At 64.8% G+C, this 19,750-nt stretch carries 13 protein-coding genes; 9 read left to right on the top strand and 4 right to left on the bottom strand.

Going from position 1 to position 19,750, the window contains the following annotated elements; genetic code table 11:
- Nucleotides 1-19: 19 nt before the first annotated feature.
- The 9 genes from xdhA (at nt 20) to L0962_RS08660 (ending at nt 11,708) form a co-directional block, all read left to right on the top strand.
- A complete protein-coding gene (xdhA, locus tag L0962_RS08620; RefSeq protein ID WP_234085958.1) occupies nt 20-1,513 on the top strand; it encodes a xanthine dehydrogenase small subunit in 1,494 nt (497 codons plus the stop codon).
- On the top strand, nt 1,510-3,867 hold the full coding sequence (gene xdhB / locus L0962_RS08625; RefSeq protein ID WP_234085959.1) for a xanthine dehydrogenase molybdopterin binding subunit: 2,358 nt from the start codon (nt 1,510-1,512) through the stop codon (nt 3,865-3,867). The genes xdhA and xdhB overlap by 4 nt, the downstream gene beginning before the upstream one ends.
- A gap of 1 nt (nt 3,868) precedes the next feature.
- Nucleotides 3,869-4,882 (top strand): xanthine dehydrogenase accessory protein XdhC, encoded by a 1,014-nt coding sequence (xdhC, locus tag L0962_RS08630; protein ID WP_234085960.1) that lies wholly within the window; start codon nt 3,869-3,871, stop codon nt 4,880-4,882.
- A 3-nt stretch (nt 4,883-4,885) separates the two neighbouring features.
- Nucleotides 4,886-6,424, top strand: coding sequence for an ABC transporter ATP-binding protein (locus L0962_RS08635; RefSeq protein ID WP_234085961.1), 1,539 nt, complete (start codon nt 4,886-4,888; stop codon nt 6,422-6,424).
- A complete protein-coding gene (locus L0962_RS08640) occupies nt 6,411-7,475 on the top strand; it encodes an ABC transporter permease (RefSeq protein WP_234085962.1) in 1,065 nt (354 codons plus the stop codon). Before L0962_RS08635 ends, L0962_RS08640 begins: the two co-directional genes overlap by 14 nt.
- A gap of 3 nt (nt 7,476-7,478) precedes the next feature.
- Complete coding sequence (locus L0962_RS08645; protein ID WP_234085963.1) at nt 7,479-8,399, top strand: ABC transporter permease; 921 nt, start codon at nt 7,479-7,481, stop codon at nt 8,397-8,399.
- 7 nt (nt 8,400-8,406) lie between these two features.
- The gene (locus tag L0962_RS08650; RefSeq protein ID WP_234085964.1) at nt 8,407-9,780 is read left to right on the top strand and encodes an 8-oxoguanine deaminase; all 1,374 of its coding nucleotides are present in this window, start codon (nt 8,407-8,409) and stop codon (nt 9,778-9,780) included.
- A 23-nt stretch (nt 9,781-9,803) separates the two neighbouring features.
- Nucleotides 9,804-11,138 (top strand): guanine deaminase, encoded by a 1,335-nt coding sequence (gene guaD, locus L0962_RS08655; protein ID WP_234085965.1) that lies wholly within the window; start codon nt 9,804-9,806, stop codon nt 11,136-11,138.
- Between the two features lie 180 nt (nt 11,139-11,318).
- Nucleotides 11,319-11,708, top strand: a complete 390-nt coding sequence (locus L0962_RS08660) for an HNH endonuclease (RefSeq protein WP_234085966.1) — start codon at nt 11,319-11,321, stop codon at nt 11,706-11,708.
- Nucleotides 11,709-11,719: 11 nt separating this feature from the next.
- Here the strand turns inward: L0962_RS08660 and L0962_RS08665 are convergent, their stop codons facing one another.
- From L0962_RS08665 to L0962_RS08680, 4 genes are read right to left on the bottom strand one after another with little or no spacing between them, the layout of a single operon-like run.
- Nucleotides 11,720-14,998, bottom strand: coding sequence for a type I restriction endonuclease subunit R (locus L0962_RS08665; protein ID WP_234085967.1), 3,279 nt, complete (start codon nt 14,996-14,998; stop codon nt 11,720-11,722).
- Nucleotides 14,999-15,030: 32 nt separating this feature from the next.
- A complete protein-coding gene (locus L0962_RS08670) occupies nt 15,031-16,344 on the bottom strand; it encodes a restriction endonuclease subunit S (protein ID WP_234085968.1) in 1,314 nt (437 codons plus the stop codon).
- A complete protein-coding gene (locus L0962_RS08675; RefSeq protein WP_234085969.1) occupies nt 16,341-17,351 on the bottom strand; it encodes a YhcG family protein in 1,011 nt (336 codons plus the stop codon). The genes L0962_RS08670 and L0962_RS08675 overlap by 4 nt, the downstream gene beginning before the upstream one ends.
- A complete protein-coding gene (locus L0962_RS08680) occupies nt 17,348-19,672 on the bottom strand; it encodes a class I SAM-dependent DNA methyltransferase (RefSeq protein ID WP_234085970.1) in 2,325 nt (774 codons plus the stop codon). The genes L0962_RS08675 and L0962_RS08680 overlap by 4 nt, the downstream gene beginning before the upstream one ends.
- Between the last annotated feature and the right edge of the window lie 78 nt (nt 19,673-19,750).

Consider the following 19,750-nt stretch of genomic DNA (forward strand, 5'->3'; position numbering starts at 1 on the left):
CCGACTGATTTACTAAGCCATGTCCGAACGTCCCATCCAGTTCTACTTCCGCGGTGCCATCCAGACGATCCAGGGTCCGGCGCCGACCCGTACGGTGCTCCAGTATCTGCGCGAGGACCTGCAGCAGACCGGTACCAAGGAAGGCTGCGCCGAAGGCGACTGCGGCGCGTGCACCGTGGTCATCGGCGAGCTGACCGGCGATGACGGTAACGAAGCGCTGCGTCTGCGCGCGGTCAATGCCTGCATCCAGTTCCTGCCGGCGCTCGACGGCAAGGCCTTGTTTACCGTCGAGGACCTGGCGTCGGGCGAACAGTTGCATCCGGTGCAGCAGGCGCTGGTCGACCGCCACGGTTCGCAGTGCGGCTTCTGCACGCCGGGTTTTGCGATGTCGCTGTTTGCGCTGTACGAAAACCAGGATACCTGCCCGGAGCGCGACGAGATCGATCACACGCTGTCCGGCAACCTGTGCCGCTGCACCGGTTACCGGCCCATCGTCGATGCCGCGCGCGACGCCTACGCGCTGCCGCGCCAGCCCATCGACCGCCTGCCGGTGATCGCCGCGCTGAAGGAACTGCGCAAACTGCCGCCGCTCGATTACGCCGGCGCCGGCCGTCAGAGCCACAGCCCGCGCACGCTGGTCGAACTGGCCGAACTGCGCGCCCGGCTGCCGGAGGCGCGGATCGTCGCCGGCGGCACCGATGTCGGCCTGTGGGTCACCAAGCTCGGCCGCGACCTCGGCGAGATCATCCAGATCGGCGCCGTCGCCGAACTCAAGCGCATCCAGATCGGCCCGAAGCGGCTGGAAATCGGTGCCGGGGCGACGTTGACCGACGCCTTCGCGGCGCTCGTCGCCTTCGAGCCGCAATGGGGCGAACTGGCCCGCCGTTTCGCCTCGACACCGGTCAAGAACGCCGGCACGCTCGGCGGCAATGTCGCCAACGGTTCGCCGATCGGCGATTCGATGCCGGCGCTGATCGCGCTCGGCGCCCGTGTCGTGCTGCACAGGCTGGGCACGGAACGCGAAATGCCGCTCGAAGACTTTTATCTCGATTACCAGAAGACGGCGCTGCAGCCCGGCGAATTCGTCCGCGGGCTGCTGCTCGACGCGCCGGCCGATGCGCTGATCCGCCATTTCCGCGCCTACAAGGTGGCCAAGCGGCTCGACCAGGATATTTCGGCGGTCGCCGCCGGGCTGGCCGTGCATGTCGATAACGAAGGCATCGTCCGCCGCGCCCGGCTCGCTTTCGGCGGCATGGCCGGCACGCCGAAGCGCGCCGAGTCGGCGGAAGCCGCCCTGCTCGGCCGTCCGTGGTCGCCGGACAGCGTGCGTCTGGCAATGACCGCGCTGCGCGAGGATTTCTCGCCGTTCAGCGATGTCCGCGCGACCCAGGCCTACCGGCTCAGCGTCGCCGCCAACCTGCTGCAGCGTTTCTGGCTGGAAACCTCGCCGGACGGCGGCCAAGCGGTCCGCCTCGGCGCGCTGGCGCCGATCTCGCCGGAGGGCCGGGCATGAACGCGCCGCACGCTCCCGTCGTCCACGGTCCGCAGATCGGCCGGCCGGTCGCCCACGAAAGCGCCCACCTGCACGTCAGCGGCAAGGCCACCTACATCGACGACATCCCGGAAGCCGCCGGCACGCTGCACGCGGCGCCCGGCTTGTCGACCATCGCCCGCGGCCGCATCAAGTCCATCGACCTGTCGGCGGTGCGCGCCCATCCCGGCGTGCGCGCCGTGCTGACGGCGGTCGACATCCCCGGCGAGAACAATTGCGGGCCGATCCTGCACGACGATCCGATCCTCACCGCCGACGCCATCCAGTTCTACGGCCAGGCGATCTTCGTCGTCGCCGCCGAGACCCGCGACGCCGCGCGTCAGGCAGCACGGCTGGCAAAGATCGAGTACGAGGCCGAAGCGCCGATCCTCGACATCGACGCCGCGATTGCCGCCGAATCCTGGGTGCTACCGCCCTTCGCCATGCAGCGCGGGCCGGTGGACGAGGCCTTTGCCGGCGCGCCGCACCATCTCGAAGGCAGCGCCGTGCTCGGCGGCCAGGAGCATTTCTACCTCGAAGGCCAGATTTCCTACGCGCTGCCCAAGGAAGACGCGACGCTGCACGTCATCTGCTCGACGCAGCACCCGACCGAAATGCAGCAGATGGTCGCCCACTGCCTGCACTGGCGCTCGCATCAGGTGATCGTCGAATGCCGCCGGATGGGCGGCGGTTTCGGCGGCAAGGAATCGCAGTCGGCGCAATGGGCCTGCCTGGCCGCGCTGCTTGCGGTCCACACCGGCAAACCGGTAAAAATGCGCCTCGACCGCGACGACGACATGGTCGCCACCGGCAAGCGCCATCCCTTCCAGTACCGCTGGCAGAGCGCCTTCGACGACACCGGGCGGATTCTCGGCCTGCGCCTCGAATTCGCGTCGAACTGCGGCTATTCGGCCGATCTGTCCGGGCCGGTCAACGACCGCACGATCTGCCATATCGACAACGCCTACTACCTCGACGCGGTGGCGCTGAAAAGCCTGCGCTGCAAGACCAACCGCGTGTCGAACACTGCCTTCCGCGGTTTCGGCGGGCCGCAGGGGATGTTCGTCATCGAGAACGTCATCGACGACATCGCCCGCCACCTCAAGCGCGATCCGCTGGCCGTGCGGCAGGTCAATTTCTACGATGTCGAACCGGGCGCACGCAGCACCACGCCCTACGGCATGACCGTCGAAGACAACGTTGCGCCGGCGCTGGTCGGCCAACTGGCGGCCGATTGCGATTACGCCGCCCGGCGCGCCGCGATTGCCGAGTTCAACGCCAGCAGCAATGTGCTGAAACGCGGCATCGCGCTGACCCCGATCAAGTTCGGCATCTCGTTCAATGCCACGCACTACAACCAGGCCGGCGCGCTGGTCCATGTTTATACCGACGGCAGCGTGCTGGTCTCGCACGGCGGCACCGAGATGGGCCAGGGCCTGTACACCAAGATCAAGCAGATCGTCGCCCACGAATTCGGCCTCACGCTCGACGACGTACGGCTCTCCTCGACCGACACCAGCCGCGTCGCCAACACCTCGGCCACCGCCGCTTCCAGCGGCGCCGACCTCAACGGCAAGGCGGCGCAGGCGGCCTGCCTCAACATCAAGGCGCGCCTGGCGGCCTTCGTCGTCGAACTGACGAATGCTGCGGTCGACGCCGCCGACGTGCGTTTTTCCTGCGGCCGCGTACAGGCCGGCAGTGTGTTCGACGAAGCCTTCGCCGAGTTGGTGATGCGCGCCTACCGCGCCCGCATCCAGCTGTGGGACGCCGGTTTCTACAAGACGCCAAAGCTCCATTTCGACCCGGTGACCAAGCTCGGCCGGCCCTTCTTCTACTTCGCCTACGGCGCCGCCTGCAGCGAGGTGGCGATCGACACGCTGACCGGCGAGACGCGCGTGCTGCGCGTGGACATCCTCCACGACGTCGGCCGCTCGATCAATCCGGCGCTCGACATCGGCCAGATCGAAGGCGGCTTCATCCAGGGCATGGGCTGGCTGACCAGCGAGGAACTGTGGTGGCGGCCGGACGGTCCGCAAGCCGGCCGGCTGATGAGCCACGCGCCGTCGACCTACAAGATTCCGACCGCCAGCGATCTGCCGGAAGTGTTCAACGTGCACCTCTTCGACAACGCCAACGTCGAGGACAGCATCCACCGCTCGAAGGCCGTCGGCGAGCCGCCGTTCATGCTCGGGCTATCGGTCTTCCAGGCCCTGCGCGATGCCGTCGCGGCAACGCTGCCGGCCGGGCAGCCGGTGCAGCTCGACGCGCCGGCGACACCGGAAGCGATCCTGCGGGCGCTCGGCGATTGCTGCGGTCAACCGGTCGGCGGGGGCTGAAATGCGCACCGACTGGCTGACCGCCCTGCACCAGCGCCTGGCCGCCGGCCGCGATGCGGTACTGATCACCGTCGCCGGTACGCAGGGTTCGGCACCGCGCGACGGCGGTGCGACGATGGTCGTCGACCGCGACGGCCAGGCCGAAACCATCGGTGGCGGTCATCTCGAATGGCAGGCCGTGGCTCACGCCCGCCGCCTGCTGGAAACCGGCTCGACCCGCCCCGAGGTCCGCCGCTACAACCTCGGCGCCCGACTCGGCCAGTGCTGCGGCGGCGTCGTCTGGCTGCTGTTCGAGGTGGTGCCGGCCAGCGCCCATGTCGATTGGCAACAACGCTGCGAGCAGATCGCCGCCGGTCACGGTCTACTGCGCAAAACGAGCATTTTTGCCCGGGCATCGACGTGGACCGCAAGTGCCGCCGGCGAAGCCGCCTGCCAGTTGCTCGGCGGCCCGGACGACTGGCTTTTCGAGCAGGCCATCGCCGCCCAGCGCTTTCCGGTATGGGTGTTCGGCGCCGGCCACGTCGCGCAGGCGCTGGTCCGCCAGCTGCAACCGCTGGGTGCGTCGATCACCTGGATCGACAGCCGCGACGAAGCTTTCGCCGGGATCGACACCGCCGGCCTGAACTGTCTGGTCACCGACCTGCCCGAGGCGGAAATCGCGCGCGCGCCGGCCGGTTCCTACTTCGTCGTCATGACGCACAGCCATGCGCTCGACTTCGCGCTCTGCGAGGCCATCTACCAGCGCCACGATTTCGCCTATTTCGGGCTGATCGGCTCGCGCAGCAAGCGCATGTCGTTCGAGCACCGCCTGCTCGAACGCGGCGTGATTCCCGACCGGCTGGCCGAAATGACCTGTCCGATCGGCGTGCCCGGCATCGTCGGCAAGGAACCGGCGGTCATCGCGCTGGCCGTCGCCGCCCAATTGATGCAGATTCACGATACCCGACAACTGCTCGCCCAGGCCGCCCGCCCGCGCCTGGCCGAGCTGCCCGTCCGCCCCCTTCAGCCGGAGTAAACCATGTCACCGCCCGACCCCCGACTGCAACTGCTCAACATCACCAAGCGCTATCCCAGCGTGGTCGCCAATTCGGATGTTTCGCTGACCGTCATGCCGGGCGAGATCCACGCCATCCTCGGCGAGAACGGCGCCGGCAAGAGCACGCTGATGAAGATCATCTACGGCGCGGTCAAGGCCGACGAAGGCGAGGTGATGTGGAACGGCCGCCAGGTTGCCGTCGCCAACCCGGCGCAGGCGCGCAAGCTGGGCATCGGCATGGTGTTCCAGCATTTTTCGCTGTTCGAGACGTTGACCGTGGTCGAGAACATCGCACTGGTGCTCGACGAGCCTTTCGACCTCGCCGCGCTGGCCAAGCGGGTGACCGAGGTTTCCGAACGCTACGGCCTGCCGCTCGATCCGTTCCGGCTGGTGCACAGCCTGTCGGTCGGCGAACGGCAGCGCGTCGAGATCGTCCGCTGCCTGCTGCAGGACCCGAAACTGCTGATCCTCGACGAGCCGACCTCGGTGCTGACGCCGCAGGCCGTGCTCAAGCTGTTCGAGACGCTGCGCCAGTTGTCGGCGGAAGGCGTGTCCATCCTCTACATCAGCCACAAGCTGCACGAGATCCAGGCGCTGTGCGATTCGGCAACGATCATGCGCGGCGGCAAGGTGACCGGCAACGCGATCCCCAAGGACGAAACCCCGGCCAGTCTGGCGCGCCTGATGATCGGCCGCGAACTGCCGGTCTGCGAGGCGCCGCTCTACACCGGCGACAGCCGGCCGGTGCTGGAAATCGCCGGTCTCAGCCAGGTTTCCGACGATCCTTTCGGCACCACGCTGCACGACATCTCGCTGACCGTGCAGGCCGGCGAGATCGTCGGCATCGCCGGCATCTCGGGCAACGGTCAGGCCGAACTGCTGGCCGCGCTGTCCGGCGAGAGCACGACGGCCCGTGAGACGGTCAGGCTCGATGGCGAGGCGATCGGCCATCTCGACGCCGGCCGCCGGCGCGACCGCGGCCTGGTCTTCGTGCCGGAAGAACGCCTCGGCCGTGGCGCGGTGCCGGCGCTGCCGCTGTCGCGCAACGCGCTGCTCACCGCCCACCGTCAGGGCATGAAGCGCTGGGGGCTGGTCGATTACGCCAAGGCGCGGGCCTTTGCCGAACAGTGCATCGCCCGTTTCGACGTGCGCTGCGGCGGCGCCGGTTCGGCCGCCCGTTCGCTGTCCGGCGGCAACCTGCAGAAATTCATCGTCGGCCGCGAGATCATGCTGGCGCCCAAGCTGATGATCGTCGCCCAGCCGACCTGGGGCGTCGACGTCGGCGCCGCCGCCTTCCTGCGCCAGACGCTGCTCGACCTGTCGCGCACCGGCGTGGCCATCCTGGTGGTCTCGGAAGAACTGGAGGAACTGTTCGAGATCAGCGACCGCATCGCCGTGCTGGCCGCCGGTCGCCTGTCGGAAGCCAAGCCCAAGGCCGACACCGACGCCGAATCGATCGGCCTGCAGATGTCGGGCCTGTCCAACGAAAAAACCCCGGAGTCCGGCCATGCACATCCTTGAACCCCGCGCCCAGCCGTCGCAACTGATGCGCTGGACGGCGCCGCTGATCGCCATCCTGGCCACGCTGACCGCCGGCTCCTTCCTGTTCTGGCTGCTCGACAAGTCGCCGCTGGAATCCTTCCACGTCTTCTTCGTCGAACCGCTGACCACCAGCTACGGCTGGAGCGAGCTGCTGATCAAGGCCTCACCGCTGATCCTCATCGCCCAGGGTCTGGCGATCGGCTTCAAGGCACGCATCTACAACATCGGCGCCGAAGGCCAGTTGATCATCGGCGCACTGTTCGGCGGCGGCATCGCCATCCACTTCGACGGCGTCGATGCGACCTGGCTGATTCCGGCGATGGTCGTCGCCGGTGCCCTCGGCGGCGCGCTGTGGGGCGCCCTGCCGGCGCTGCTGAAGACCCGCTTCAACGCCGAGGAAACGCTGACCACGCTGATGCTGACCTATGTTGCCGGCTTCATCATGGCCTACATGGTGAACGGCCCGTGGCGCGATCCGGAAGGCATGAACTTCCCGCAATCGATCATGTTCGGCGACGGTGCGCTGTTCGGCATCCTGTTCGACGGCTCGCGGGTCAATACCTCGATCTTCATCACGCTGGCCGTGGTGCTTGCCTTCTGGCTGTTCAACGCCAGGAGCTTCCTCGCCTACCAGATCGAAGTCGGCGGCCAGGCGCCGGCCGCCTCGCGCTACGCCGGCTTTTCGGCAAAGCAGACGGTGTGGTTCAGCCTGGTGATGTCCGGGTTGACCGCCGGCCTGGCCGGCGTCGGTGAAGTGGCCGGCCCGGTCGGCCAGTTGAACCTGAACATTTCTCCGGGCTACGGCTTCGCGGCGATCATCGTCGCCTACCTCGGCCGCCTGCACGCGCTCGGCATCGTGCTCGCCGGTTTCCTGATGGCGCTGATCTACCTCGGCGGCGAAGCGGCGCAGGTCAGCCTGCAGTTGCCGGCCGCCATCACCGGCATTTTCCAGGGCATGCTGCTGTTCTTCCTGCTCGGCGCCGACGCCTTCATCGACAACAAGCTGCGCCGTCCGGCGTTCGGGAGCTGAGCCATGATCGATCACCTGATTCCCATCCTGGCCGGCGCCATCGCCGCCGCCACGCCGCTGATCTTCGCCGGCCTCGGCGAACTGGTGTCGGAACGTACCGGCGTCATCAACCTGGGGGTCGAGGGCATGATGCTGACCGGCGCCATCGCCGGCTTTGCCGCCGCCGCGACCACCGGCTACGGTGCCGCCATCGGCCTGCCGGCCGGCGCGCTGGCCGGTGCCGCGATTGCCATGGTCTTCGCCTTTTTCGCGCTGTCGCTGGCCGCCAACCAGGCCGCCTGCGGGCTGGCCCTGACCATCTTCGGCATCGGCCTGTCGGCCTTCATCGGCCAGCACTACGTCAGCTACAGCCTGCCCGGCCTGCAGCCGGTCGCGATCCCGCTGCTCGCCGACATCCCGGTACTCGGGCCGATCCTGTTCAAGCACGACATGGTGGTTTACCTGTCCTTCATCGCCTTCGCGCTGGTCGCCTGGACCCTGGCCAAAACCCGCCTCGGCCTGCTGCTCAAGGCGGTCGGCGAATCGCCGGAAGCGGCGCACGCCATCGGCTACCCGGTGCTCGGCATCCGTTACGGCGCGGTGGCTTTCGGCGGCGCGATGGCCGGGATCGCCGGTGCTTATTTGTCGACGGTCTATACGCCGCTGTGGGTCCAGAACATGAGCGCCGGGCGCGGCTGGATCGCCGTCGCGCTGGTCGTTTTCGCCACCTGGAAACCGGCCCGGCTGATGCTCGGCGCCTACCTGTTCGGCGGCGTCACCATCCTGCAGTTCCATGCCCAGGGGCTGGGCATCGAGCTGCCGGTGCAACTGCTGGCTGCCTTGCCCTACGTGGCGACGGTTGTCGTCCTGGTGCTGATCTCGCGCGACCGCAAACTGCTGCAACTGAACCTGCCGGCCTCGCTCGGCAAGCCTTTCCTGCCCTGATTCCTAAATGCCTACCCTGTTACTGAAAGACGCCGACGTCCTCGTCACCATGGACGCTGCCCGCCGCGAAATCCCCGGTGGCGGCGTCTTCATCCGCGACGGCGTGATCGAGGCGGTCGGCACCACGGCCGAGCTGCCGGCCACCGCCGACCAGGTCATTTCGCTGGCCGGCACGGTCGCCCTGCCCGGCCTGGTGAACACGCACCACCACATGTACCAGAGCCTGACCCGCGCCATCCCCGGCGCGCAGGACGCCGAACTGTTCGGCTGGCTGCGCCGGCTCTACCCGATCTGGGCCGGGCTGACGCCGGAAATGATCAGGATTTCGACGTTGACCGCAATGGCCGAGCTGATCCTCTCCGGCTGCACCACATCGAGCGATCATCTTTACCTCTACCCGAACGGCAGCCGCCTCGACGACAGCATCGAAGCCGCCGCGACCCTCGGCATGCGTTTTCACGCCGCACGCGGCAGCATGAGCGTCGGCGAAAGCCAGGGCGGCCTGCCGCCGGATCGTCTCGTCGAAAACGAAGCGGCGATCCTCAAGGACACGCAGCGCCTGATCGAAACCTGGCACGACCCCAAGCGCCACGCCATGCAGCGCATCGTCGTCGCCCCCTGCTCGCCGTTCTCGGTCAGCCGCGAGCTGATGCGCGACGCCGCCGAACTGGCGCGCAGCTACGGGCGCAGTTATGGTATTTCGCTGCACACGCATCTCGCCGAGAACGACAACGACGTCGCCTACAGCCGCGAGAAATTCGGCATGACGCCGGCCGAATACGCCGAATCGCTCGGCTGGGTCGGTCACGACGTCTGGCACGCCCACTGCGTCAAGCTCGACACGCCGGGCATCGATCTTTTTGCCCGCAGCGGCACCGGCGTCGCCCACTGCCCGTGTTCGAACATGCGCCTGGCTTCCGGCATCGCGCCGATTCCGGCGATGCGCGCCGCCGGCGTCAACGTCGGCCTCGGCGTCGACGGCTGCGCCTCGAATGACGCCGCCCACCTGCTCGGCGAAGCGCGGCAGGCGATGCTGCTGGCCCGCGTCGGCCATGGCCCGGCGGCGATGAACGCCCGCCAGGCGCTGGAACTGGCGACGCTGGGCGGTGCCAAAGTGCTCAACCGCGACGACATCGGTGCGCTCGCCCCGGGCATGAGCGCCGACCTCGTCGCCTTCCCGACCGGCGGCCTCGACCTGGCCGGCGCTGCGGTGCACGACCCGGTGGCGGCGCTGGTTTTCTGTACGCCGCAATCGGTGCGCCATTCGATCATCAACGGCAAGCCGGTAGTTAGCGACGGCCACTTGCTGCCGCTCGACCTGCCGCCGCTGGTTGCCGAACACAACCGGCTGGCGCGGCAACTGGCCAACACCGCGCACTGAGCGCGCCCCCAGGACAAAACGCCATGACCGCTCCGTCAACCGCCCCGGCCGACAGCCGCAACACGCTGGTCCTCGGCCGCGTCCTCCACTTCCTCGCCGACCCCGGCGAGCAGGACGCCGCCGACAGCTACGAATACTTTCCCGACGGCGCGCTGTGGATCGTCGGCGGCCGCATCGCCGCCGCCGGCCCGCGCGCCACGGTCGAAGCCGGCATCGCGCCGGCCGAACGCGCCGCCGCCGAAGTCATCGATTACGGCGACCAGCTGATCCTGCCCGGCCTGGTCGACACCCACTGCCATTACCCGCAGTCGGCGGTGATCGCCTCCTTCGGCCGGCAACTGCTCGACTGGCTGAACGACTACACCTTCCCGGCCGAAACCGCCTTCGCCAAACCGGAAGTCGCCGCACGCACCGCCGATTACTTCCTCGACCGCCTGCTCGCCCACGGCACGACCACCGCCGCCGTCTTCTCGACGGTACATGCCGGCTCGGTCGATGCCTTCATGGCCGGCGCCGAAAAACGCCAGCTGCGCATGTTGACCGGCAAGGTCATGATGGACCGCCACGCGCCGCCGGCGCTGTGCGACACCGTCGCCGACGCCGAGCGCGACTGCCTGGCGCTGATCGAACGCTGGCACGGCAAGGGCCGCTTGCGCTACTGTGTGACGCCGCGCTTCGCGCCGACCTCGACCCCGGCGCAACTGACGCTGGCCGGCGAGCTTTACCAGAGCAAACCCGACCTGCACGTGCAGTCGCACCTGGCCGAGAACCTCGACGAGATCGCCTGGGTCAAGTCGCTATTCCCGGAAGCGCGCGACTACCTCGACGTCTACGACCGCCACGGCCTGCTCGGCCCGCGCAGCATCTACGGCCACTGCATCCACCTGTCGCCGGCCGAAGCCGCGCGCATGGCCGAAACCGGCACCGCCGCGGCCTTCTGCCCGACTTCCAACCTCTTCCTCGGCAGCGGTTTCTTCAACCACGCCGCCGCCGTCGACGCCGGCATCCGCGTCGGCCTGGCCACCGACGTCGGTGGCGGCACCTCGTTCAGCATGCTGCGCACGCTCGACGAAGCCTACAAGGTCTCGCAAGTCCACCGCCGCCCGCTGCCGCCTCTGCGCGCCTGGTTCCTCGCCACGCTGGGCGGCGCGCAGGCACTCTACCTCGACGAGTTCATCGGCAACTTCGCGCTCGGCAAGGAAGCCGACTTCATCGTCCTCGACCCGCGCGCGACGCCGGAACTCGACTTCCGCCTGGAGAAAACCGACGAACTGGCGGCAACGCTGTTCGCGCTGATGATCCTCGGCGACGAACGCTGCGTGACGGCGACGCATGTGCTCGGGGAAAAGGTGTTGTAAGCGCAGCAGGTCCTGATTGGTGTCACAGCAATCAATATTGACAGTCCCATAGCGGGCTGCCGTATTATTCAGCCGTGCTGCCCGCTATGGGCGCATGTAGTGCTAGTCCGAGGTATTCGGCTAGTGCCCGTTTTAGGCGATATTGCACAGCGGGGTTCAACGTTTTCATGGACCTCTGTCATGTGCAAAGCCAGCAAACTTTCCAAACTCCGCCACCACGCCTTTCTCAACCAGAATGGCCGCTGCTATTACTGCGGCTATCCGATGTGGGAAGGCAATCCCGAAGCATTCGCCCGCCTGGCGGGGCTCTCCCTGGAGCAGGCAAAACGCTTTCAGTGCACCGCCGAGCATTTACAGGCCCGCCAGGATGGCGGTCGCGACGTTGAGGAAAACATCGTTGCCGCCTGTGTGTGCTGCAATCAACGACGACACTATTTACGACCGGCGCCCGACCCAGCGCGTTATCGATCCATTGTCCAGAAGCATCTGGCTATCGGTAGCTGGCATCGAAAGGTCATGCGAAAGCTGCTCGATGCGATCGCATTTCCGCAGCCCGGAACAAGCAGCTAAAAAAGTTGGGGCTACGCCCCCGCATTCCCTTTCCCCGCCAGCAGCAGATCGAACACCACCCGCGCGAAGCCGGCGGCTTTCTGCGGGTCGGCGAGGAGTTGCAGCATCTGGTTCTGGTGGGCGGCGCTGCTGTCCATGATGGCGTCGTCGACCGCCTTGGAAAAATCGCCGAGTAGCGCCTGCTCCGGCGAATTGTTGGCAATCTGCTGCATCACCGCGGCGTTCTCGCCGACCTTGTCGCGGATGGTGTAGGCGTAATTGACCATGTCCTTGTCCGTCAGTTGATCGGCGACAAAGATTTCGTTGAGGCGGCTGATGATCTGCGACAGGAATTCTTCCTTCTTGTCGTTCGGCTTCGCCGTGCCCAGGCCTTCGCCCGGTTCCAGCTTGTACTCGGCGCTGTCCTGCTTGAGCAGCAGGTCCTGCTGGCGGATTCTGGCAACGCGGTAGTGGCTGAGGACGATGTTGCTCAAATCGACGTCGTCCTCGTCGAGCAGGCTTTCGCGCAGCAGCGGGCGCAGGTTGCGGGCGTAGAGGGCGAGCTTTTCCAGGCCGGTGTCGTCGTAATCGACGATCTGCGACATGAATTCGTAAAAGCGCACGAAGGTGCCGAGGTCCTTCTTGAAAATCTCCAGCGCGTCCTTTTCCTTCTGGCAATCCTTCAGGCAGTTTTCCGCGTTGGCGATGAGCACCGCATCTGCGGTCTTCTTCGTGCGCTCGAACATCATTTTTGCCTGTTTGAAGGCGTCGACCGCCGACTTGTAGCGCTGCTGCCAGCGTTGCACCGCCGGCTTGCAGATGTTGGCGATGGCGGCGTTGCTCTTGTTCTTCACGTAGTAGGCGGCGCAGAACTGCTCGACTTCCTGGCCGGTGAAGATGCCGGCCGCGCGCAGCTTGTCGTGCAGCGTGAAGATCAGGTTGGGGTCGGAGACGTCGGCCAGTTCAGCCGTCCGGTAATAGGGCTGGAAGGCACCGAGGATGTCCTCCGGTTCGTTGAAGAAATCGAGCACGAAGGTGCCGCTCTCGGCCTTGTTCGGGTAGGTGCGGTTCAGGCGCGACAGGGTCTGCACGCATTCGACGCCGGCCAGCTTCTTGTCCACGTACATGGCGCACAGCTTGGGCTGGTCGAAACCGGTCTGGAACTTGTTGGCGACGATCATCACCTGGTAATCGTCGGAATCGAAGGCAACACGCATGTCGCGCTTCTTCAGCGCCGGATTCATGTTGCTCTCGGTGAATTGCTGGCCGACCAGGCCGGCAGCATTCGGGTCCTTGTCGGTAAAGGTCACCTCACCCGAGAAGGCGACCATGGCGTGAATTTTCTGGTAGCCCCTGGATTCGATATAGCTGTCGAAACCCCGCTTGTAGCGCACCGCCTCCTTGCGCGAGCTGGTCACCACCATCGCCTTGGCCTGGCCGCCGAGCAGGCCGAAGACGTGCTCGCGGTAGTGTTCGACGATCAGCTTCACTTTCTGGGCAATGTTGTGGTCGTGCAGGCGCACCCACTGGTTGAGTTTGACCCGCGCCCGCTTGCTATCCACTTCCCGGTCGGCTTCCTGGAGCTTCAGCGCCAGCTTGTAGGCCACCTTGTAGTTGGTGTAATTCCTCAGCACGTCGAGGATGAACCCCTCCTCGATGGCCTGGCGCATGCTGTAGACGTGGAAGGCGGCCGGCTTGTTGTGGATCGACGCCACTTCGTCCGGGCGCGGCTTGCGGCCGAACAGTTCCAGCGTCTTGGCCTTGGGCGTCGCCGTGAAGGCGAAAAAGCTCAGGTTGCCGGAAGCGCGGCGCGGCGCCACGGTGGCGGCGATGATGTCGTCGCTATCCAGCTCGGCCTCATCCTCCTCGCCCGCCTCCTTCATCAGCACTTCCTTCAACTGCCGGGCCGTCGAACCACTCTGCGAGGAATGCGCCTCGTCGGCGATGATCGCGTAGCAGCGCTCCTTCAAGCTGACGCTGTTCTCGATGGCCTTGAGCACGAAGGGAAAGGTCTGGATGGTGACGATGATGATCGGCTGCGCGTTTTCCAGCGCGCTGGCTAGCTTTTCCGACTTCGAGCCCTCGCCTTCCTTGTTGTTGATGCGCCCGACCACGCCATCGGTGTGCTCGAACTGGTAGATGGTGTCCTGCAACTGGTCATCGAGCACGGTGCGGTCGGTGACGACGATCACCGACTGGAACTGCTTGCCGCCGTCGGCCTTGTACAGCGCCGACAACTGGTGCGCCACCCAAGCAATCGAGTTGGACTTGCCCGAACCGGCACTGTGCTGGATCAGGTAACGCTGCCCCGGCCCCTCGCGGCGGGCGGCGTCGAGCAGCTTGTTCACCACGTCCCACTGGTGATAGCGCGGGAAGATCAGGCTTTCCTTCTTGTACTTGCGGCCTTCCCAGTCTTCCTTGTCGTCGATCTGCAAATGCACGAAGCGGGCGAGGATGTTGAGCAGGTTGTCCGGCAGCAGCACCTCGTTCCACAGGTAGTCGGTGGCGTAGCGGCTCACGTCTTCCGGCACGTCGTTGCCGGCGCCGCCCTCCGCCGAGCCCTTGTTGAAAGGCAGGAAAACCGTCTCCACGCCCTCCAGCCGCGTCGCCATGTGCACCTCGTACTGGCTCACCGCGAAATGCACCAGCGCGCCGCGCTTGAAGCTCAGCAACGGCTCCGCCTTCTTCGCCACCGGGTCCACCGGCAGCCGGGTCGTCTTGTACTGGCGGATGGCGCGGTCCACCGACTGCTTGAACTCGGATTTCAGTTCCAGCGTCGCCACCGGCAGGCCATTGACGAACAACACCAGGTCGATGCGCCAGGCCTTGGCTTTGCTGCCCCCGCTTTGTCCATCCTCGGCCAACTGCGCTGCCGACGCCCACGGGCTATAGACCAGCTCCGGCACCACGCGCAGACGGTTCTTCGCATAGCGGGCCAGGGTATCCGGGTTCAGATCGTGTTCCGGCTTGAACTGGCACAGCGACAGGCGCGCATTGCGGTCGCGCAGTTCATGACGCAACACGCCCAAGGTGCCGAAACGGCGGCTGTCGGCGTTGGTCGCGTTCGGATCGGCCTTGGCCAACTGGCCGGCGATCAGTTCGAGGAATTTCTCTTCGCTGTCCTTCGGATGATTGGCGCAGAAACGCTGCCACTGGGCCGGCTGCGTCTCCTGCACGAAGGCCAGCGCATCCTCCGGATAAAGCGCCAGCTCGCGGTTGTACTTATCGGAAGAACCGAGCAACCAGCCGTTCGCCTGCAATTGCCGGAGGATGTCGTCCTGGAAGATGCGTTCGCTGGCTTGGTCGCTCATGGCTGGGTTCGGGGCTGTGGGTGGAAGGAAGCTCAGGCAGCAGCGTGCTGCCAGTCGCGGACGTCGATCTTGCCGGTGACGGCGGCGGAAATCAGGGCGGTGCGGCGCTCTTGGAGTAGTTCAACTGTCCGGTTAGCCCTATCGCTCAGCGCGTCAAATTCTGAAAGCGTATTTTCCAAGTATTGGGCAATTTTGATCTGCTCAGCTTCGGGAGGCTGCGCAACAACAAGCCGGCGAATTTCCTCAACGTTTGCCCGCCGAATAGTTGCTCCAACCAAGAAGGCCTCGATTTGCTCCCTGACGTGACATGACGTAATTTGAAAGTGCATATATCGATTGGCCTTGCCCGTTCTGATCAGGCAAACGTCCTGTCCCATGCAGAATTCAGCGTCGCCTTCTACGTAGCCGGCCGCACCAACACTGGCATTGCGACAGAAAACAATGTCACCCTTTCGAGGAACCCTGCCCTCACGAAGGAAATCCCACTCTGCACGAGAAGTCATTTTTGCATTCGCTAGATCAATTGAATCGTCCCTTAACTCCCGAATGCTCACGATAGGCAAACCTTCATCCAGAAACTGAACGGTGTAGTGCTTGCAGTCGATTACCTCGGCAAATCGTTTCAGCGGCGCCACCAACCAATGCGCCGGCACTTCGCCCAGCCATTCCACCCCGGAATCCTTCATCGGAGCGTTGGGGTTGAGGCCTTTGGTCACGGCATGGCTGATGACCGCCTGGCGCTTTTCCTTGAGCAGTTCAATCAGCCGCTGCTGCTTCTCGATCAGCGCGTCGATCTTCGCGGTTTCGTAGTCGAGGAAGGCAACGATTTTCTCCTGTTCGCCCGTCGGTGGAAGAATGACCGAAACATCGCCGAAGCTCTCGGGATAAAGCCGCAGCCGGGAATCGATAACACCGGTTGAGCGCGTTTTGAAGTGTCCGGTATAGGTTTCCGTCCGCAGCAAGTAATGCATGTAATCGGGAACCGCATTGCCGTTGAAGCGAAAAACCGAATAAGCTGGACTGACAATCCCGTCGTATTTGGAAACGCCAAGACCACACTTCCATGCGAGCATGATATTCATCACCAGATCATTCTTTTGGCACTTCTTGTAGCCCACCAGCGATTCGGCACGGGATAGAAAATCGCCTTCTTCGATAACCTCACCACGCGGCTTAACGCCGTAATACTCGGAAACCGACAGCAGTTGCTCCTCGCCTGCCTCGGAGCGCTCCGAGTACTCTGAGAAAACATATTTTCCGCGCAGCATTCGCCAGCCGATGGGCAACTCATACACCAGCCCGGCGTCCGACGGAAGGTACTCCGGATAAGCCTTGTACCGACTCATTCCGCCTCCCCCTCGCCCAGATTGGCCAGATAAAACTCATGCAGTTTCGCCTGCAGCAGCTTCCTGTCCGGCAACTGGGTCTGGTATTGCGCGACCAGGGCCGGCGACAGGCTGCGGCTGAGGGCGTATTCGACCACTTCGTCGTCCTTGCTGGCGCAGAGCAGCAGGCCGATGGCCGGGTTTTCGTGGGGCTTCTTGTGGTCGCGGTCGAGGGCTTCGAGGTAGAAGTTGAGTTGCCCGAGGTGTTCGGGCGAGAAACGGGTGGTCTTCAATTCGATGGCGACCAGGCAGTTGAGGCCACGGTGGAAGAAGAGCAGGTCGAGCGCGAAATCCTGCTGACCGACTTGCAGCGGGTATTGGCTGCCGACGAAGCAGAAATCGCGGCCGAGTTCGAGCAGGAATTGGCGCAGTTGCGCCAGCAGGCCGCGCTGCAGTTCGCTTTCGAGGTGGGCGGCGGGCAGGTCGAGGAATTCGACGAGGTAGCTGTCCTTGAACACGCTGGCTGCGTCGGGGTGAATTTGTCGCACCAGTGGTGAGACTTTTGCCGGACTAAGGACGACGCGCTCGAAGAGTGAGGTGTCGAACTGCCGCTCCAGCTCACGGCTGGACCATTTTTCCTGCACCGCCATTTTCAGGTAGAACTCGCGTTCCTCCGGGCGCTTGCTGCGACTGAGGATGATCAGGTTATGTGTCCAGGGCAATTGTGTCAGCAGTGCTGTCACTAATTGCGGGTCGGGATAGGCCTCGTAAAACTGCCGCATGCGGAACAGGTTCCGTCGTGTGAAGCCTTTCAGCCCCGGCTGCGTGCTGGCCAGGTGCTGCGCCAGTTGTTCGACGACGCCCTCGCCCCATTCGGCGGCCTTGATCTTGCCGCTGAGGTAGGCGCCGACCTGCCAGTAGAGGTCGATCAGCGCGGTGTTGACGGCCTGGTAGGCGCGCTGGCGGGCGCTGGCGATGAGCCGGGTGATTTCGGCGAAGTCGGGCGTCGCCGGCGTCAGGTCGCTCATGAATGCACCTCGCGCAGCAGGGCCATGATTTCGGCGCTGACGGCGTCGAGGTCGGCGTCGATTTCTGCCAGCGGGCGCGGCGGCTGGTACTGGTAGAAGTGGCGGTTGAAGGGGATTTCGTAGCCGACGATGCCGATTTCGCCGTCCTTGGCGTCGCGCTTGTCGGCGGCGATCCAGGCATCCGGCACGTGCGGCTGCACTTCCTTGATGAAATATGCCTCGTTTTGGGCGTTGACCGTCAAAGCCGGATTGAGGGCGATGTTCTCGAAGTCGCGCAGGTCACCGTCGGCCTGGTATTCGACGATTTCCTTACCGACCGGGAAGAGGCCGTAGAGCGGCGCCGGCTTGCCCTTGTGCAGCTTCTTGACGACCTTCTCTGCGGCCGGGTTCTTCCAGCTGACGGCATCGGCGATCTGCTTTTTCTCTTTCGTGTCGAGGCTGATGCCAGCTTGCTTGGCAGCGGCCTTGAGGGCGTCGTCCCAGGTGTTGAAATCGTCGTGCCGGGCCGTGCCGATCACTTGCTGCAATTGCCGGGCCTTGAGCAGGACGCGCTTCTGGGCAAGCCAGGTGTCGGCATCGAGCAGGTCCTTGACCTGCTTTTCCTTGAGGTCGGCGAAGTGGCGCTTGAAGTGGGCGCGGATTTCCTGGGCGTAGTCGGCGAGCTGGCCGTAGTCCTCGCAATCGGCGTCATCGCGCCAGTAGTCGCGGCCGTACTCGGTGTAGATCCATTGCATGGCGGCGTTGAGCGCGCCGGGCGGGAAGCGCAGCGTGGCGATGCGCTCGTTGCTGAACTGCCAGGAGAGGCGCAGCGGCCGTTCGACGGTGATACGGCGGTAGCCGAATTCGTGGGTGGCGAAAATCTTGGCGGCGAAGGTCTTGGGCGCTTCGGCCTTCGGGTTGGCGGACTGGCGGCCGCGATTGCTTTTTGGCTCGCTGGGCTTGTCGACCGTGCGCGCGTCGACAACCTCGAAATTGCCGAAGCAGCGGGTGATGGTGGCGATGTCGCTTTCGTCCATCACGTTGCGCTTGCTGCCCAGGGATTTGCGCATCTTGCCGCAGAGGTTCACGCCGTTGATCAGCTGCACCTTGCCCTTGCGTTCGGCGGTTTTCTTGTTGGACAGCACCCAGACGTAGGTGGCGATGCCGGTGTTGTAGAACATGTCGGTGGGCAGCGCGACGATGGCTTCGAGCAGGTCGGCTTCGAGGATGTAGCGGCGGATTTCCGATTCGCCGGAGCCGGCGCCGCCGGTGAACAGCGGCGAGCCGTTGAGGATGATGCCGATGCGCGAGCCGCCCTCCTTGACGTCGCGCAGTTTGCTGAGCAGGTGCAGCAGGAAGAGCAGCGAGCCGTCGGAGACGCGCGGCAGGCCGGGACCGAAGCGGCCGTCGTAGCCCTTGAGGGTGTGCTCGTCGACGATGTCGCCTTCGATCTTTTTCCAGTCCACGCCGAAGGGCGGGTTGGACAGCATGTAGTCGAACTTGTCGGCGTACAGGTGATCGTTGGACAGGGTGTTGCCGAGCTTGATGTTGCCGACTTCCTGGCCCTTGATGAGCATGTCGGCCTTACAGATGGCGTAACTTTCCGGGTTGAGTTCCTGGCCGTAGGCGCGGATCACCGCTTGCGGGTTCAGCTCATGCACGTATTCCATACCCGCAGAAAGAAATCCGCCGGTACCGGCGGTCGGGTCGTAGATGGTGCGGATGATGCCGGGCTTGGTCAGCACTGCATCGTCTTCCATGAACACCAGCGAGGTGGTCAGGCGGACGATGTCGCGCGGGGTGAAGTGTTCGCCGGCGGTTTCGTTCGAGCTTTCGGCGAAGCGCCGGATCAGCTCCTCGAAAACCAGGCCCATCTCGTAGTTGGAAACGGCCTGCGGGCTGATGTCCATGGTGCGGACCTTCTGCACGACCTTGTAGAGCAGGTTGGCGTCGTTGAGGAGACCGATGAATTCGGCGAACTTGAAGTGATCGAAGATTTCGCGGGCGTCCTTCGAGAAGCACTGGATGTAGCGCTCCAGGTTGGCCTTGATGCCGGCTTCGCCGAGGCTGCCGAGGTCCATCGGCGAGGTGTTGAAGAACTTGAGGTCCTTGGTGGCGCGCAGCAGCATCTTTTCCTGCGCTTCTTCCGGCAGCTTCATCGCCTCGACTACCGGCAACTGCTTGAGCACGGCGGCCTTGCTCGCGGCGAAAACGCATTCGAGCCGGCGCAGCAAGGTGAAGGGCAGGATGATGCGACCGTACTGGCTTTGCTTGAAATCGCCGCGCAGCAGGTCGGCGAGGGTCCAGAGGTCGGCGGCGAGGTTGTTGGTTTCCTGGGTCATGGGCGAATCGCTGGGCGTCGGTGCTGGAACACGAAAAGCGGTATTTTGACCGATTGCAGTGGATTTGCCTTGGGCAAT

This window comes from Azonexus sp. R2A61 (assembly GCF_021401135.1).
Taxonomy (GTDB): domain Bacteria; phylum Pseudomonadota; class Gammaproteobacteria; order Burkholderiales; family Rhodocyclaceae; genus Azonexus.